The 15,600-nt window shown below is 68.3% G+C and carries 13 protein-coding genes; 6 read left to right on the top strand and 7 right to left on the bottom strand.

All coding sequences use genetic code 11. The features are described from left to right. The first annotated feature begins 4 nt into the window (after positions 1-4). From nuoL to nuoN, 3 genes are read left to right on the top strand one after another with little or no spacing between them, the layout of a single operon-like run. The gene (nuoL, locus tag OG494_RS34075) at positions 5-1,906 is read left to right on the top strand and encodes an NADH-quinone oxidoreductase subunit L (RefSeq protein WP_328445749.1); all 1,902 of its coding nucleotides are present in this window, start codon (positions 5-7) and stop codon (positions 1,904-1,906) included. Further along, positions 1,906-3,495 (top strand): NADH-quinone oxidoreductase subunit M, encoded by a 1,590-nt coding sequence (locus OG494_RS34070; protein ID WP_328445747.1) that lies wholly within the window; start codon positions 1,906-1,908, stop codon positions 3,493-3,495. Before nuoL ends, OG494_RS34070 begins: the two co-directional genes overlap by 1 nt. 3 nt (positions 3,496-3,498) lie before the next feature. After that, complete coding sequence (gene nuoN, locus OG494_RS34065; protein ID WP_328445745.1) at positions 3,499-5,070, top strand: NADH-quinone oxidoreductase subunit NuoN; 1,572 nt, start codon at positions 3,499-3,501, stop codon at positions 5,068-5,070. 49 nt (positions 5,071-5,119) lie between these two features. Here nuoN and OG494_RS34060 read toward each other — a convergent pair whose 3' ends face one another. The 5 genes from OG494_RS34060 to OG494_RS34040 form a co-directional block, all read right to left on the bottom strand. Continuing rightward, positions 5,120-5,845 (bottom strand): ESX secretion-associated protein EspG, encoded by a 726-nt coding sequence (locus tag OG494_RS34060; RefSeq protein WP_328445743.1) that lies wholly within the window; start codon positions 5,843-5,845, stop codon positions 5,120-5,122. A 22-nt stretch (positions 5,846-5,867) separates the two neighbouring features. Continuing rightward, positions 5,868-7,157, bottom strand: coding sequence for a hypothetical protein (locus OG494_RS34055; protein ID WP_328445741.1), 1,290 nt, complete (start codon positions 7,155-7,157; stop codon positions 5,868-5,870). After that, entirely contained in the window at positions 7,157-7,771 is a 615-nt protein-coding gene (locus OG494_RS34050; protein WP_328445739.1) for a DUF3558 domain-containing protein, read from the bottom strand. Before OG494_RS34050 ends, OG494_RS34055 begins: the two co-directional genes overlap by 1 nt. Continuing rightward, complete coding sequence (locus OG494_RS34045) at positions 7,771-8,184, bottom strand: hypothetical protein (protein WP_328445737.1); 414 nt, start codon at positions 8,182-8,184, stop codon at positions 7,771-7,773. The genes OG494_RS34050 and OG494_RS34045 overlap by 1 nt, the downstream gene beginning before the upstream one ends. A 173-nt stretch (positions 8,185-8,357) precedes the next feature. After that, positions 8,358-9,194 carry a hypothetical protein gene (locus tag OG494_RS34040; protein ID WP_328445735.1) on the bottom strand — a complete coding sequence of 279 codons (837 nt, stop codon included), beginning with the start codon at positions 9,192-9,194 and terminating at the stop codon, positions 8,358-8,360. Between OG494_RS34040 and OG494_RS34035 the strand changes: the two genes are divergently transcribed. The 3 genes from OG494_RS34035 to OG494_RS34025 all read left to right on the top strand — a co-directional run bounded on the left by OG494_RS34035 (position 9,193) and on the right by OG494_RS34025 (position 12,306). Then, positions 9,193-9,516, top strand: coding sequence for a DUF6204 family protein (locus OG494_RS34035; protein WP_328445733.1), 324 nt, complete (start codon positions 9,193-9,195; stop codon positions 9,514-9,516). The two genes, OG494_RS34040 and OG494_RS34035, sit on opposite strands and share 2 nt — an antisense overlap. A gap of 400 nt (positions 9,517-9,916) precedes the next feature. Then, complete coding sequence (locus OG494_RS34030; protein WP_328459105.1) at positions 9,917-10,969, top strand: polyprenyl synthetase family protein; 1,053 nt, start codon at positions 9,917-9,919, stop codon at positions 10,967-10,969. Between the two features lie 17 nt (positions 10,970-10,986). Continuing rightward, positions 10,987-12,306, top strand: a complete 1,320-nt coding sequence (locus tag OG494_RS34025; protein ID WP_328445731.1) for a sunset domain-containing protein — start codon at positions 10,987-10,989, stop codon at positions 12,304-12,306. Positions 12,307-12,556: 250 nt separating this feature from the next. On the opposite strand, the gene OG494_RS34020 is transcribed toward OG494_RS34025, so the two are convergent. Together OG494_RS34020 and OG494_RS34015 are read right to left on the bottom strand one after the other, a co-directional pair. Further along, entirely contained in the window at positions 12,557-13,621 is a 1,065-nt protein-coding gene (locus OG494_RS34020; RefSeq protein WP_328445729.1) for a 2-oxoacid:ferredoxin oxidoreductase subunit beta, read from the bottom strand. Beyond that, positions 13,618-15,540, bottom strand: coding sequence for a 2-oxoacid:acceptor oxidoreductase subunit alpha (locus OG494_RS34015; protein WP_328445727.1), 1,923 nt, complete (start codon positions 15,538-15,540; stop codon positions 13,618-13,620). The genes OG494_RS34020 and OG494_RS34015 overlap by 4 nt, the downstream gene beginning before the upstream one ends. Between the last annotated feature and the right edge of the window lie 60 nt (positions 15,541-15,600).

Below are 15,600 nucleotides of genomic sequence, written 5' to 3'. Positions count from 1 at the left end.
CCGAGTGACCGCATCATCGTGGCTGCTGGTGGCCCTCCCTGCCTTCGGCGCGCTCGTCCTGCTGCTCATGGGCAAGCGCGCGAAGGGCTGGGGGCATCTGCTCGGAACGGCCACCGTCACCCTGGCCTTCGTCTGGGGCCTGATCCTGTTCTTCACGGCTGACGGCAAGGCCACGACGGACACCAAGCTCTACTCGTGGATCCCGGCCGGCGCGCTGCAGATCGACTTCGGGCTCCGGATCGACGCCCTGTCGCTGACGTTCGTGCTGCTCATCACCGGCGTCGGCATGCTGATCCACTTCTACTCGATCGGCTACATGGTCGACGACGAGGCCCGGTACCGCTTCTTCGCGTACCTGAACCTCTTCGTCGCCTCGATGCTGATCCTGGTGCTGGGCAACAGCTTCGTGACGCTCTACCTGGGCTGGGAGGGCGTGGGTCTCGCGTCGTACCTGCTCATCGGCTGGTACCAGGGCCGCCCGTCCGCCGCGACCGCGGCGAAGAAGGCGTTCCTGATGAACCGCGTCGGTGACGTCGGGCTCGCGCTGGCGATCTTCATCATGTTCAAGTACGCCGGGTCCACCGGCTACGCGCAGGTCTTCGACGCGGTGGGCGCGGGCAAGTTCCCGCCGGCCGCGATCACCGCGATGGCGATCTTCCTGCTGCTGGGCGCGTGCGGTAAGTCCGGCCAGTTCCCGCTGCAGGCCTGGCTCCCGGACGCGATGGAGGGCCCGACCCCGGTCTCGGCCCTGATCCACGCGGCGACGATGGTCACCGCCGGCGTCTACCTGGTGGCCCGCTCGCACGACATCTTCAACGCCACCGAGGACGGCCGGCTGATCGTCACGCTGGTCGGAGCGTTCACGCTCCTGCTCGGGTGCATCATCGGCTGCGCGTACGACGACATCAAGAAGGTCCTCGCGTACTCGACGGTCAGCCAGATCGGCTACATGATGCTGGCGGTCGGGCTCGGCCCGGGGATCTACGCGCTGGGCATCATGCACCTCGTCGCGCACGGCTTCTTCAAGGCCGGGCTGTTCCTCGGCGCCGGTTCGGTCATGCACGGCATGAACGACGAGGTCGACATGCGCAAGTTCGGCGGCCTCCGCAAGAAGATGCCGATCACGTTCGTCACCTTCGGCCTCGGCTACCTCGCGCTGATCGGCTTCCCGTTCCTCACCGGCTACTACACCAAGGACGCCATCATCGAGGCGGCGTTCGGCCAGGAAGGCTGGCGTGGCTGGGTCTTCGGCATCGCCACAATCCTCGGCGCCGGGTTGACCGCGTTCTACATGACCCGCCTGATGATGATGACCTTCTTCGGCAAGGAACGCTGGAAGGACATCAAGTCGACGGACGGCCGTGAGTTCCACCCGCACGAGTCGAAGCCGATCATGTGGATCCCGATGGCGATCCTCGCGGTCGGTTCGGTCGGCGCCGGTGCGTTCTTCGCGATCGGCGACCGGTTCGTCGACTGGCTGGCCCCGACGGTCGGCGAGTTCCACGAGGCCGAGCACACGCCGATCCCGGCGGACATCGTGCCGATCCTGACCCTCGTGTTCGCCGCACTCGGTGTGCTGATCGCGTACCTGATCTTCCGCCGGCCGGTCCCGGTCGAGCGGCCGGAGCGCGTCTCGTTCGTCACCCGCGCCGCTCGCAACGACCTGTACGGCAACACCCTCAACGAGACGCTGGTCGCCCGTCCGGGCACCTGGCTCTCGCGGGCGCTGGTGTTCGTCGACAACCGCGGCGTCGACGGCGCGGTCAACGGCCTCGCCGCCGGTCTCGGCGGCGGCTCCGGCCGGCTGAGGCGGCTGCAGACCGGGTTCGTCCGGTCCTACGCGCTGTCGATGCTCGGCGGCACGTTCCTGCTTCTGGCGGCTCTCCTGCTGGTGAGGTTCTCCTGATGACCTGGTTGCTGATCCTCATCCTGCTGCCGCTGGTCGGCGCCCTGGTGCTGGCGTTCCTCAAGGGGAACGACCGCGCCGCGGTGCTGGCCGCGCTGGCCTTCTCGATCCTCGAGTTCGTGCTGATCATCCCGTTCTGGCTCAGCTACTCGCCGAGCGGCGCGCGGCTGCAGATGACATCGAGCGTCGACTGGATCCCCAGCTTCGGCGTGCACATCGCGTTCGGCACCGACGGCATCTCGCTGGTGATGATCGCGGTCATCGCACTGCTGGTGCCGATCGTCGTCGGCGGGCTCGGCCTGATGGACAAGCTCCCGCCGGGCCGCAGCGCGGGCGGGTTCCTGTCGCTGATCCTGCTGCAGGAGGCGCTCACGATCGGCGTCTTCGCCGCGACCGACGTCTTCCTGTTCTACGTGCTGTTCGAGATCATGCTGATCCCGATGTACTTCCTCATCGGCGGTTACGGCGGCGCGAACCGGCAGTACGCGGCGGTGAAGTTCTTCCTCTACTCGTTCCTCGGCGGCCTGATCATGCTGGCCTCGGCGATCGGGGCGTACTCGCTGGCGGACAAGAAGCTCGGCCACGGCACGTTCGACTGGGCCACGCTCGTCACGGTCGTCCGGGACGCGCCGCTGAGCACGCAGATCTGGCTGTTCCTCGGCTTCTTCCTGGCGTTCGCGATCAAGGCACCGCTGGTGCCGTTCCACACCTGGCTGCCGGACGCGGCGGGGGAGGCGCCGATCGGCGTCGCCGTCCTGCTGGTCGGCGTGCTGGACAAGGTCGGCACGTTCGGGTTCCTGCGTTACTGCCTGCCGATGTTCCCGGACGCGAGCAAGACCCTGGCGCCGCTGGTGCTGGTGCTCTCGGTGATCGGCGTCCTCTACGGCTCGATCCTCGCCGCGGGGCAGCGGGACATGAAGCGGTTCATCGCCTACGTCTCGATCGCCCACTTCGGGTTCATCTCGCTCGGCATCTTCGCGTTCAACGAGCAGGCGATGATCGGCTCGGCGACGTACATGCTGAACCACAGCCTCGCGACCGGCATGCTGATCGTGGTGATCGGCCTGGTCGTCGCGCGCGGCGGGTCGACGAAGATCTCCGACTACGGCGGCATGGCGAAGGTGACCCCGCTGCTCGCGGGCCTGTTCCTCCTCGCCGGTCTGTCCACGTTGTCCTTGCCGGGCACTAACTCGTTCGTCTCCGAGTTCCTGGTGCTCATCGGGTCCTATGTGGACCAGCCGGTGTACACGATCCTCGCGACCGTGGGCATGGTCCTGGCCGCGGCGTACGTCCTCTGGCTCTACCAGCGCGTGATGCAGGGCCCGCTTCGCGGTGACGCCCTGGTTCCGCCCGCCTCGAAGGGCAGCGCCACCCCGGCCGGCGTGGAGTCGGGTGGCGCCGTGGCCACCGCGACCGTGACCGAGCCGGGCGCGACCAAGGTCATCCGCGACCTCAGTGGCCGGGAGATCGCGATCCTCGCGCCGCTGGTCGTGCTGATCATCGTCCTCGGCTTCTACCCGAAGCCGGTGCTCGACACAGTCACCCCGACGGTGCAGCAGACGCTGTCCGCGGTTCAGGGAGGCAAGTAACCCGTGCTCGACATCCTCCTGACCCAGGCGCCGGAACCACCGATCGCGACGCCGTCGGTCGACTACAACGCCGTGCTGCCGGTGCTGATCATCTTCGGCGCCGCGTGCGTCAGTGTGCTGGTGGAAGCGTTCGCCTCGAAGCGCTCGCGGTTCGGCACGCAGGTCGGGCTGAGCCTCCTGGCGATCCTCCTGGCCGGCGGCTGGCTGATCAAGTACGCGCTCAACGACGCCCCCGCGGGCGGTGTGAAGACGTTCAGCGGCGCGATCTCGATCGACAAGCCGGCGCTGTTCCTCTGGGGCACGCTGCTGGCCCTGGCGGTCGGCGCGGTGCTGCTGATCTCGGACCGCGTCGTCGAGCCGGGCGGCGCGCTGGTCGCGCAGGCCGGCATCCGCCCGGGCACGGTCCAGGACCGCGCGCAGACGGCGACCACCATGCAGACCGAGGTCTTCCCGCTGACGCTGTTCGCGCTCGGCGGCATGATGGCGTTCACCGCGTCGAACGATCTGCTCACGATGTTCATCGCGCTGGAAGTCCTTTCGCTGCCGCTGTACCTGATGTGCGGCCTGGCCCGCCGTCGCCGTCTCCTCTCGCAGGAGTCCGCGGTCAAGTACTTCCTGCTCGGCGCGTTCTCCTCGGCGTTCTTCCTCTACGGCCTCGCGCTGCTGTACGGCTACGCGAACTCCGTGAAGCTGGGCGACATCGCCGCCGCGGCGGCCGGTTCGGACCGCTCCGACACGCTCCTGTTCGCCGGCCTCGGTCTCCTGGTCGTCGGCCTGCTGTTCAAGGGCTCGGTCGGCCCGTTCCACACCTGGACCCCGGACGTCTACCAGGGCGCGCCGACCCCGGTGACGGCGTTCATGGCGGCGTGCACGAAGGTCGCCGCGTTCGGCGGGATCCTGCGGGTGCTGTCGGTGGCGTTCGGCTCCACGAGCTGGGAGTGGCGCGGCGTGCTCTGGGGCGTGGCGATCATCTCGATGGTGATCGGCGCGGTGCTGGGCCTGACCCAGACCGACGTCAAGCGCATGATCGCGTACTCCTCGATCGCGCACGCGGGCTTCCTGCTGATCGGCGCGATCTCGATGACCGCGAACGGCCTGTCGAGCACGCTGTTCTACCTGCTGTCCTACGGTTTCACGACGCTGGCGGCGTTCGGCGTGATCAGCCTGGTCCGCGACTCCTCCGGCGAGGCAACGCACCTCTCGGCGTGGGCGGGCCTGGCGAAACGGTCGCCGCTGGTGGCCGCGGTGTTCACGTTCCTGTTGCTGGCCTTGGCGGGCATCCCGTTGACGTCAGGTTTCGTGGGCAAGTTCGTCGTGTTCTCGGCGGCCCTGTCGGACGGCATGGCTCCGCTGGTGGTCATCGCCCTGGTGTTCAGCGCGGTGGCGGCGTTCTTCTACCTGCGCGTGATCGTCCTGATGTACTTCTCCGAGCCGGCCGCGGACGGCCCCACGGTGACGATCCCGGGCTTCGGCACCGGAACGGCGATCTTCCTGGGCACGGCCGTGACGCTGGTCCTCGGCCTGGTCCCGGCGTTCGCCCTGTCGTGGGCGAGTGCGGGCGGTTTCGCTTCCTGAAGTTCCTTCTGAAAGGGCCGTCACCCTCTTCCCGGGGGTGGCGGCCCTTTCAGTTGCCCAGAAGAGCCGCGACCTTCCGCCCCAGCACCACCGGATCCCCGGGCATGACGCTGATGTACCGGTCGGCCACCCCGATCCCGACCCGCCCGGCATCGACGTCGAGATAGCCGAGGGAGTCTTCGGTCTCGATCCGCAGCCCCTCCTCCCGCTTCGCGGCGTAGAACTGCCCGAGCCCGGAGTGCTTCTGCTTCACGAGGTCATCGAGCTTCTGCGCGGCCCGGCTGCGAGCCGGGGCGTCGTCGAAGACGTCGCTGCCTCGTTCTTCCCGGAAGTCTTGCTGCGGAAGCGAAAACGGCTTGATATCTGCAGCCTGACACGGCGGCAGGTTCGCGATGAGCGCGTCAACGGGATGGGTATCGGGCGGGACGCCCTTGAGCCAGACCCGCTCACCCTGGCAGACGGCGGTGACCGCCGTCCGTCCCCGCACGGCGACAAGAACCCCGATCTGTTCCCGCTGGTCACGGGCGTAGGCGAAGAACTCTGTCGCGGGCCGGTCGAGCAGGTGGAGGAGATCGTCGAATTCGGGCGTGAAGCCGTCGCCTTGGGTGAAGCCGTATTCGCTGAGCTGCTCGAAGGCTTGGCGGTCGGTGTTCTTTCGCGCGGACGGCGGAATGTAGCGCAGCCCACCGGCGAAGATCGGGTGCGGATCCCCGCAGCCGGCCTGACGCATGGCCGTGAGCAGATTTCCGAGGGAGAGTTCGGCCTTGAGCACCACGGTGCTGTGTTCCTCCAGGTGCCTACGGCTTGGGCCGGCTTTCCCCGATCACGGGCGGCATGGGCTTCTCGATGAACCCGCCGAAGGTCTCGTCGGGATCGGGATTCTTCAGGTAAGGGGCGGACTTCTTCTCTTTGTCGTCGTCCTTGGCCCCACGCCCGCCGGCCGCGGTCCCCATGGGCATCCCATTGGCGCCGCGGGCGCCATTGGCACCGCGTGCGGCTGCTTGGCCGGGCATGCGCTCTTCGGGGACGCGGGCGCCGGAACCCGGCCCGTTGCCGAGGCCGCGTTGGTTGATGCCGCCGGTGTTCGGGCTGCCGGTCCGGTAGCCACCGACGCCCGGCCCGCTCGTGCCCCGCCCGCTGCCGGTGCCAATTTCGGTCCCGCTACCGGCCCCTGGCCCGAACCCGCCGGATCCGGGCCCGAAGCCGCTGTACGGCTGGTTCCCGGAGCCACTCCCGAAATTGCCGAGAGGCTGCCCGGTAGGCCCGAACTGATAGCCCCCACCCTGAGCGGCGGCTGGAGGCGGTACGTAGTTGTCGGCATGAGTGCTGTCGGAGTTGCCACCCCCGGGAGGAGTCTGCGACACCACGTGCCGCGAGTCCTGCCCGGAAATCTGGTTCGAAGGCTGCCGAGGTATTTGATTCTGCCCGGCCCGGACGTCCTGGTTCTGCCCGAAAACATCGGTTTGCCGCGGATTGCGGGCCCACTCACCGGTATCGGTAGCGGTGGCGGTCCGCCCGGTGGTGGTCTCCCGGGTGCCCTGCCCCGAGGTCGTCATGGAGACGGGCGCACCGGAGTCACTGATCTGCGCGTACTGGGAGGGCATCTGCCCGCCATTGGAGGTGGAGGCGGAGTGGTAGGCGCCAAAGGCCTCGATGTTGCCCTGGCTGTCGGCCTGCCACCCGGAAACCTTGGTGTTGTAGGACTGCCCATCACCGGTAAGAACATTGTAGAGATCATCAGAAGTCATTTCCGGCGGCTGCGCCGCAACGGGCTTCACAGAGTGCTTGGCGGTCCCAAAGGCATCCATCTGCGCACCAACGGCAGCCTGAGCGGTCTTGAGATGAACAGCATCATCGGCGGCGGCTTGAACAAGAGGACGCGTAGCGTCAGCGGCGGCGTCCCCCGCACCCCCTTGCCACCCGGCCATGGTCTTGGCCCGAAGGGCGCTGATCCGCTGAGCCCGCTCAACCATCCGATTGGTCAACTGCCCGGCACCATCCTGCGCATCGGCCAGCGAATCAATGCCGCCACCACCGGTGACCTGCTCATAGATCTGCGCAGCCGTCAAAGGCCCTTCGGCGACCATCAGTTCACCCCGCGAAGGTTGTCGAGGACATACGAAGCAATACCACGTGCCGCTTCGCATGGATCTTTCTTGCCGATATTATCTTCGGATTGAGCGACGCCGATATCTACCGTCTGACGGTCGCTCGTGCCGATTGCAATCTGACACTTGCCGTGACTGACTCGATCGTCAGCAAGGCCGTAGGCGGCTATAGGGTAGCCGTCTACTGGGGGAAGCGGCATGAAAAATTTGTATTTAGCCCGGTAGACGCTGGTCAGGCCAAGTTCATCGATATTGCCGAAGATCAATAGAACTGAAGCCTGTGTAACTCGAGGTGGGTTGACGCTGCAGCTGGGGCCAGCTGGTGCGTTCAGGTCTGCCTTGGGTGTGACGCCAGGACCCAGCAGCTCTGCGACCTGATCTGCGGTCAACGCGTCGCATGGTGCCTGCTTGAAGTGTGCGATGTCGATCGGGGCATCCACTTTCGGGACACCTGGCCCGGGCAAGCCCGTCGTCGAATCTGGCGGCGACTGGTCCGTGGTTGGACCGGACGGAGATGCGGAACCCCCTGTGGTGGTCGTGCAGGAGCAGAGGGCCAATGCCGACACGCTCAATATAAGGAGGATGCGGCGCATCAGAGGCTGCCTCCGGTCTGGTTCACATCGGTCGCGTGGGTGTCTTCGGCCGTCGCGTATTTGCCCAAAGCCATCTGGAACTTCGCCGCCATCGAACGGCAGTACTGCTCACGTGCCGTCAAGGTCGAGTGCAAAGCTTCGCCGGAGGCTCTGATTTGTTCCGCGTTGCCGCCACTCGCGTATTCGTCCCCTGGGCCCTGTGCACGCTGAAGCGACGCTGCGTAGTTCAGATCCTTTGCGAACTCGTTGGCGAGGTCGTTCCACTCGTTCATCAGCTCGCGGAGGGTCTCGACGTCGTACTGGAACCCCGTCCCACCAGATCCGGAAGACTCGCCCCCGTAAGAGCCCGCGTGCGGGATCCCGTTCGGTCCCGGCAACTGCCAGTTCCCGTCCGGGTCGTAGACCTCACCCACGGCCGCTCACCACAAATGTCGTCACGTCAGCTCTCCCCTAGCTTGCAGTGTGCTCCACCCCGAGCACCCTGCGTATCCGACGGCTCGCACCTTACCAGGGTTCCGCGCCGGCCTCGGATGGGAAGAAACCGCAGGTCGAGGGGGTCACGGAACAACCGTGACCCCCGAGAAACCTAGGGTGTCGGCGAGCAGGACGTGTGGCCCAGGATCACCTGGCCCGCGATGCCCGACGCCGGGAGGAAGTTGATGCGCAGCATCGTCAGGCCGATGCTGCCGTCGCCCGGGAGGTTCTGGATGTTGAACACCGCGTTCGCCAGGACCGTGCCGTTCGACTTCTTGAGCGGCACCACGTAGCCGACCGGGACCGGGCTCGGCGGGTTCGTGATGCCCGACATGCCGCCGTACGTCCAGCCGGCGTTCGTCTGCGTGTGCGTTGCCGTGCAGGTGACCTTGAACGTCGACAGCTTGATCCGCGGGCCGCCCGCGCTCACCAATGCCGACAGCTCGAAGTTCTTGCCCGTCGCCGTGGACGTCGTTGTCGTGGCGGACGTATTCGGGTCCGTCACCCTTGTCGTGCAGGACGAGGTGCCGCCGCCGAAGGTGATTCCGGTCTTCGACACCGTCTGGGCCGTGGCCGTCTTCGGGCCGGCGACCGAACACTGGCCCTGGACCGGCACCTTGACCGTCGCGTCACCCTTCGTGAACTCGGCTGAGCCGATCTGGGCCACGCCCGGCTGCGGCGCGGCCTGCGCCGGGACGGCCACGGCGAGTCCGGCCACCAACAGCGTTCCGGCGAGTCCCGCCCGCCTCGCGATCTTGCTGCGCATTTCGCTGTCCTCCTTGCTGACCGGGAGAGCTGTCGGGTTCGGCAGTTCTTCCACGTCGTGAATATCCGCCTGTCCGACCCGCCCGTTGCGTCCGAAACCGCCGATCACCCCTTCGTGGATCATGAACCACCCGGTGGATAATCCCTTCGGTATCCGGATACAGCTCTGTATGTTGACGCGCATGCCGACCTACCGTGTCCTCGTCCGGGGCAAGTTCGACCGGCCCGCGCAGGCCACCCGCGAAAAGCTGCTCGCCCGCCTGACCTCGGACGACGTCGCCGGCCGGTTCTTCAGTGCCGACGGCGCGCTCACCTACAGTCACCACCTCGGCGGCTTCACCTTCCGCGTCCAGGTCGACGTCGCCTCGGGTGACGACGCCTCGCAGCGGGCCCACGACCACGCCGAGCTGATGGTCATGGAGCTGTTCGAGCGCGAGGGCTACCCCTACCGCGACCTGGTCGTCAGCTCGACCTGCCTGGACGACGTCAGGATCCGGCGACGCTGACCCGCGTCGGCTCATGGCCTGCAGGCGTACCGGGGACACGGTGTCGCACCGTCCGCTGTGGACAGTGTGGCCACCCGGCGCGCGATGCGAACAGTCCACAAAGGACCATTGTGACAAAGCGGGCAGGCGAAGTCCCGCTCACCGAGGACGGCGTCACCGAGCGGGCGCGCACCTGCCGGCGCCCGCGACGTCCGGCGGCGAAGCGACGATCGCCGCGGTTCGCGAAGGGCCCTGGTCACCGGTGGTCGCGTGCTCGGGCGCGCGTGGCGGCCCCGACCGGCCGGCGATGTCATGTTCGTCACCGTTTCCGCTGGACAGCGGGTAAACGGTGGCGCGGGGTAGCCACTACGCTCAAGGGAGAACCCGACCGGTGCACGAGTAGAGCGGAGCCGACGTGTCTGTGCCTTCCCCAGCCCCCGGGGCGGGATCCCTCCCCGCTGCGCCGGGTGGCGCCCTCGAGGACCTGCGCGAGTCGGTCGGCCTGCAGATCGCCGACGAAGCCCTGCTGCGCGCGATCGCCGCCGGGCTGGCCGACGTCGAGAAGCTGCTCCGTGACGTCGTCAGCAGTGACGTCCAGGCCGTCCACGACGCGGCGCTGCACCTGGTCGAGGCCGGTGGCAAACGCTTCCGTCCGCTGTTCACGCTGCTGTCCGCGCAGTTCGGGCCGAAGCAGGACGACCACGTCGTGATCGCCGCCGCCGCGGTCGAGCTGGTGCACCTGGCCACGCTCTACCACGACGACGTCATGGACGAGGCGGACATGCGCCGCGGCGCCGAGAGCGTCAACGCGCGCTGGGACAACACGATCGCCATCCTGACCGGCGACTTCCTCTTCGCCCACGCCTCGCGGCTGGTCGCCGACCTCGGCACGGACGCGGCGCGGATCATCGCCGAGACCTTCGGCGAGCTGGTCACCGGCCAGATGCGCGAGACCGTCGGCCCCGGTCCGGGTGACGACGCCGTGGCGCACTACCTGACCGTGATCGCGCAGAAGACCGGGTCGCTGATCGCGACGTCCGGCCGCTTCGGCGGGATGATGTCCGGCGCCCCGGACGAGTACATCGAGGCGCTGCGCCGGTTCGGCGACATCATCGGCACGGCGTTCCAGATCTCCGACGACATCATCGACATCGCGTCGCCGTCCGACGAACTCGGCAAGGCGCAGGGCACGGACCTGCGCGAAGGCGTCCGCACGTTGCCGATGCTGTACGCGCTGGCCGACCCCGGGACCGATCCCCGGCTGGTCGAGCTGCTGTCGGGCCCGATCGCCGACGACGAGGTCGTCCAGGAGGCGCTGGAGCTGCTCCGCGCCAGTAGTGGACTCGAACGCGCGCGCGTCACCCTTTCCGACTACGCTCAGCGCGCGCGTGCCGAGCTCACCGCGCTGCCCGCGTCACCCGCTCGTGACGCGTGCGAGTCGGTTGCCGCTTACCTGGTAGCGCGCACGCACTGAACTAGGGGCAGGGATAGATGTCCATTTTCGGACAGGTTTGGCTGTGGAGCCTGGCGGCTTTCTTCGTCGGGGCACTGCTCACCTGGCTGGTGCTGGTGCTACCGCTTCGCAAGAGCGTGCGCAAGCTGGAGAGCGCGCTGGCCCAGTCGCACGCCGACGCCGCGCGCACACCCGCGAACGCCGCCGGGCTGGCCACGCCGGGTGCTGAGGGCTACTCGCGGTCCGAGCCGGCCTACGACGAGAGCCGGTACGAGTCGAACCCGTACGAAGAGGCCCGGCCGCAGGAGACGTCGTACCCGGGGACGCTGGTCGCCGCGTCGCCGGTGAGCCGCGACGAGGTCCACGACGACATCGACGCGGACTTCGCGGAGCTGGACTCGCAGGTGCCGCCGCGGACCCCGCCGGTCGACGACTACCGGCCGGAACCGGAGCCGGACAGCTACCCGGCGTCCGCGACCCAGGTCATGGCGCCGGTCGCGGAGCCGGAGCAGGACGACCCGTACCGCGCGGCCGCGTCCGAGTACCTCAGCCCGGAAGACGACGAGCAGTACGAGCCCGAGCCCGCGCCGGCGCTTTCGCAGCTGGAGCACCAGCTCGAGCCGGACACCGGCGGGTCGTTGTTCCAGCCGCCGGCCGCCGCGCCGCCCGCGCCGGAGCCGGACTGGTTCGACCACGAGCCGCAGTCGCAGCGGTCGGCGTTCGAAGAGCCGATGGAGCGCACCCGCTACATCGGCGAGCACCCGGGTTCGGCCCGCAAGGAAGAGCGGCGGGAAGAGCCGCAGGACGAGCTCGCGGACGACTTCGAGGACGAGCTTCCGGACGACGAGGCGCCGCAGTACGCCTTCGCCGGCGACGAAGCGGCCGGTGGCGACCTGGACGTGCCGCCGGAGACGCCGGCCGAGGCGACGCAGGTGCTGCCGAAGCGCCAGCCGCGTGGCGTGGTGCGGGGCGGTTTCGACTCGCCGCAGCCGATCCAGCCGTCGATGCGCACGGTCGAGCGCCGCGATCCCGAACTGTCCGGCGCGCACAGCGGCTCGCTGTTCGAGCCGTCGGTGCAGCCGACCCAGACGGCCGTCGGCGTTTCGCCGGACGCGCCGCCGCCCCCGCCGGCCCGCGAGTCGGCCGAGGACTCGGTCCCGCCCGGTCCGTTCGGCCCCGGCTCGGCGATGCCGCGCCCCGGCGGTGGCCGGCCCAGCGACGGCTTCGAAGTCAAGGCGAGCGTCACGGCGTTGCGGTACTGCACCGACGAGTCCGAGCAGTTCCCGCGGATGGTGGCCGAGGTCTGGTTCCGCACCGCCGAGGACGCCGAGCGCGTCGGGTTCCGCCCGCTCACCTGAGTTTCCGTAGTGCCGTGAGGGGCACCTTCATGGACTTCAGAGCCGTGAGGGTGCCCCTCACGGCATTTCAGGCCGCTTCGCCGCGGCGGCGTCCACATCGGACGTCCGGACGTCGAAGAATACAAAAGGTCGCATGACCTGAAACTTAGGACACGTATCCTAAATTCGCGCAACCCCGAAAAGCCGTGAAGGCCTCCCCGTCGGCATCTTGAGCCGGCGAGGAGGCCTTCACGGACCTCGGTACCGCGAGTTAGGCGACGGTCCAGGTGTCCTTGCCGCGCAGCAGGCCCTGCAGGTCCGGCTTGCGGGCCGCGCGGGCCTGCTCGACCTGGGCACGGGCACCGTCGTCGTAGGTCGGGCGCTCGACCTGGCGCAGGATGCCGGTCGGGACGTGGTTCAGGCTCTGATCACCGAGACGCGACAACGCGAACGCATACGACGTGTCGATGATCGCCGGGTCGTGCACGACGATGTTGTCCTCGCCGATGTCGGCGACCTTCGCGACGTCCAGGCCACCCCAGTCGCCGCGCTTGACACCGAACTCCTGGTTCGGGCCGAACCGGATCGGCTCACCCGCCCGCAGCGGGATCAGCCGGGAGGCGGCCTCGTCGGCGTCCTTGAGGACGTCGAACGCGCCGTCGTTGAAGATCGGGCAGTTCTGGTAGATCTCCACCAGCGCCGACCCGCGGTGCTCCGCCGCGGCCTGCAGGACCTCGGTGAGGCCCTTGCGGTCGGAGTCCATCGCCCGGCCCACGAACGACGCCTCGGCGCCGATCGCCAGCGACAGCGGGTTGAACGGCGTGTCCACCGACCCCATCGGCGACGACTTGGTGACCATGCCCGGCCCCGAGGTCGGCGAGTACTGGCCCTTGGTCAGCCCGTAGATCCGGTTGTTGAACAGCAGGATCTTGATGTTCACGTTGCGGCGCAGCGCGTGGATCAGGTGGTTGCCGCCGATGGACAGCGCGTCGCCGTCACCGGTGACGACCCACACCGACAGGTCCGGGCGTGTGGTCGCCAGCCCGGTCGCGATCGACGGCGCGCGGCCGTGGATCGAGTGCATGCCGTAGGTGTTGAGGTAGTACGGGAACCGCGACGAGCAGCCGATCCCGGAGACGAACACGATGTTCTCGCGTTTGAGGCCCAGTGTCGGCAGGAAGGACTGGACCGCGTTGAGCACGACGTAGTCGCCGCAGCCGGGGCACCAGCGGACCTCCTGGTCCGATTTGTAGTCCTTGGCCTTCTGCGGCTCGTCGGTGGTCGGGACGAGGTCCAGGCCACCGCGAGTCGGCAACCCCAGGTCGATCGCGGTCACTTCACGGCCTCCGTAACGCCGGTGATGATCTCCGAGAACAGGTTCTGCAGCTCTTCCGCCTTGAACGCCATTCCGGCGACCTTGGTGTGCGAGTGGACGTCCACCAGGTACTTCGCGCGCAGTAGCAGGGAAAGCTGGCCGAGGTTCATCTCCGGCACCACGACCTTGTCGTAGGAGCGGAGGACGTCACCGAGGTTGGCCGGCAGCGGGTTGAGGTGCCGCAGGTGCGCCTGGGCGATCGGCATGCCGAGCTTGCGCACCCGGCGGCACGCGGCGCCGATCGGACCGAAGCTGGAGCCCCAGCCGAGCGCGAGCACCCGGGCCTTGCCGCCGCTCGGGTCGTCGACCACGACGTCGGGGACGTCGATGCCGTCGATCTTCGCCTGCCGCAGCCGGACCATCTTGTCGTGGTTGTCCGGGTCGTAGGAGATGTGCCCGGTCCGGTCGGCCTTCTCCAGTCCGCCGATGCGGTGCTGCAGGCCGGGCGTGCCCGGGATCGCCCACGCGCGGGCGAGCGTCTCGGGATCGCGGACGTAGGGCCAGAACTCGCCGGAGTCGTTGTCCGAGTTGGGTTCGGTCGCGAACTCGACACGCAGGTCGGGCAGGGTCCCGACGTCCGGGATCAGCCACGGCTCGGAGCCGTTCGCGATCGCGCCGTCCGACAGCAGCAGTACCGGCGTGCGGTACTTCAGCGCGATCCGGGTGGCCTCGACGGCCGCGTCGAAGCAGTCCGCGGGGGACAGCGGCGCGACGATCGGCACCGGCGATTCGCCGTTGCGGCCGAACATCGCCTGCAGCAGGTCGGCCTGCTCGGTCTTGGTCGGCAGGCCGGTCGACGGGCCACCGCGCTGGACGTCGATGACGACCAGCGGCAGCTCCATCATCACGCCGAGGCCGATGGTCTCGGACTTCAGCGCGACACCCGGGCCGGACGTCGAGGTCACGCCGAGCGCGCCGCCGTAGGACGCGCCGAGCGCGGCGCCGATACCGGCGATCTCGTCCTCGGCCTGGAAGGTGAGGATGCCGAAGTGCTTGTGCTTGGACAGCTCGTGGAGGATGTCCGACGCCGGGGTGATCGGGTAGGTGCCGAGCAGGATCTGCAGGCCGGACTGCTGGCCGGCCGCCACGATGCCGTACGCCAGCGCCGTGTTGCCGGTGATCTGCCGGTAGGTGCCCTGTGCCAGCTTCGCCGGCGCGACCTGGAACGTCGTCGCGAACGACTCGGTCGTCTCGCCGTAGTTCCAGCCCGCGCGGAACGCCAGGATGTTCGCCTCGGCGATGTCCGGCTTCTTCGCGAACTTCTCGCGCAGGAACCGCTCGGTGCCCTCGGTCGGCCGGTGGTACATCCACGACAGCAGGCCCAGCGCGAACATGTTCTTGCAGCGCTCGGCGTCCTTCTTGCCGAGGCCGGTGTCGGCGAGCGCGCCCTGGGTCAGCGTCGACATGGCGACCCGGTGCACCTGGTACGGGCTGAGGGAGTCGTCTTCCAGCGGGTCCGTGGCGTAGCCGACCTTGGTCAGGTTCCGCTTGATGAAGTCGTCGGTGTTGAGGATGATCGTGCCGCCGTGCGGCACGTCGGCGACGTTCGCCTTCAGCGCGGCCGGGTTCATCGCCACCAGCACGTCCGGCCGGTCACCGGGGGTGAGGATGTCGTAGTCGGCGAAGTGGACCTGGAACGAAGAGACGCCGGGGATCGTGCCCTGCGGGGCGCGGATCTCGGCGGGGAAGTTCGGCATCGTCGACAGGTCGTTGCCGAACGCGGCCGCCTCGGACGTGAAGCGGTCGCCGGTCAGCTGCATCCCGTCACCCGAGTCGCCCGCGAACCGGATGACCACCCGGTCCAGCTTGTTGATCTCGGTGGGCCTGGTCGCGGCGAGCGAGCCGTGACCAGCGCCGTTGCCGTTCGCACTCGTGCTCATGGGTCAGGGATTCCCTCTCTCCCGACGTTGCGGCCTTCGGTCGCTCTGCCCGGTGTCATG

Origin of the sequence: Amycolatopsis sp. NBC_00438, assembly GCF_036026695.1 — a bacterium.
In the GTDB taxonomy this organism is placed as follows: Bacteria; Actinomycetota; Actinomycetes; order Mycobacteriales; family Pseudonocardiaceae; genus Amycolatopsis.
This window is presented reverse-complemented; position numbering and strand designations above follow the sequence as displayed.

Coding starts and splice junctions, on each gene's coding strand:
- OG494_RS34070 (WP_328445747.1), top strand. CDS start 1,906: ATGACCTGGTTGCTGATCCTCATCCTGCTGCCGCTGGTCGGCGCCCTG.
- OG494_RS34050 (WP_328445739.1), bottom strand. CDS start 7,771: ATGCGCCGCATCCTCCTTATATTGAGCGTGTCGGCATTGGCCCTCTGC.
- OG494_RS34055 (WP_328445741.1), bottom strand. CDS start 7,157: ATGGTCGCCGAAGGGCCTTTGACGGCTGCGCAGATCTATGAGCAGGTC.
- OG494_RS34015 (WP_328445727.1), bottom strand. CDS start 15,540: ATGAGCACGAGTGCGAACGGCAACGGCGCTGGTCACGGCTCGCTCGCC.
- OG494_RS34040 (WP_328445735.1), bottom strand. CDS start 9,194: ATGCGCGTCAACATACAGAGCTGTATCCGGATACCGAAGGGATTATCC.
- OG494_RS34035 (WP_328445733.1), top strand. CDS start 9,193: ATGCCGACCTACCGTGTCCTCGTCCGGGGCAAGTTCGACCGGCCCGCG.
- OG494_RS34025 (WP_328445731.1), top strand. CDS start 10,987: ATGTCCATTTTCGGACAGGTTTGGCTGTGGAGCCTGGCGGCTTTCTTC.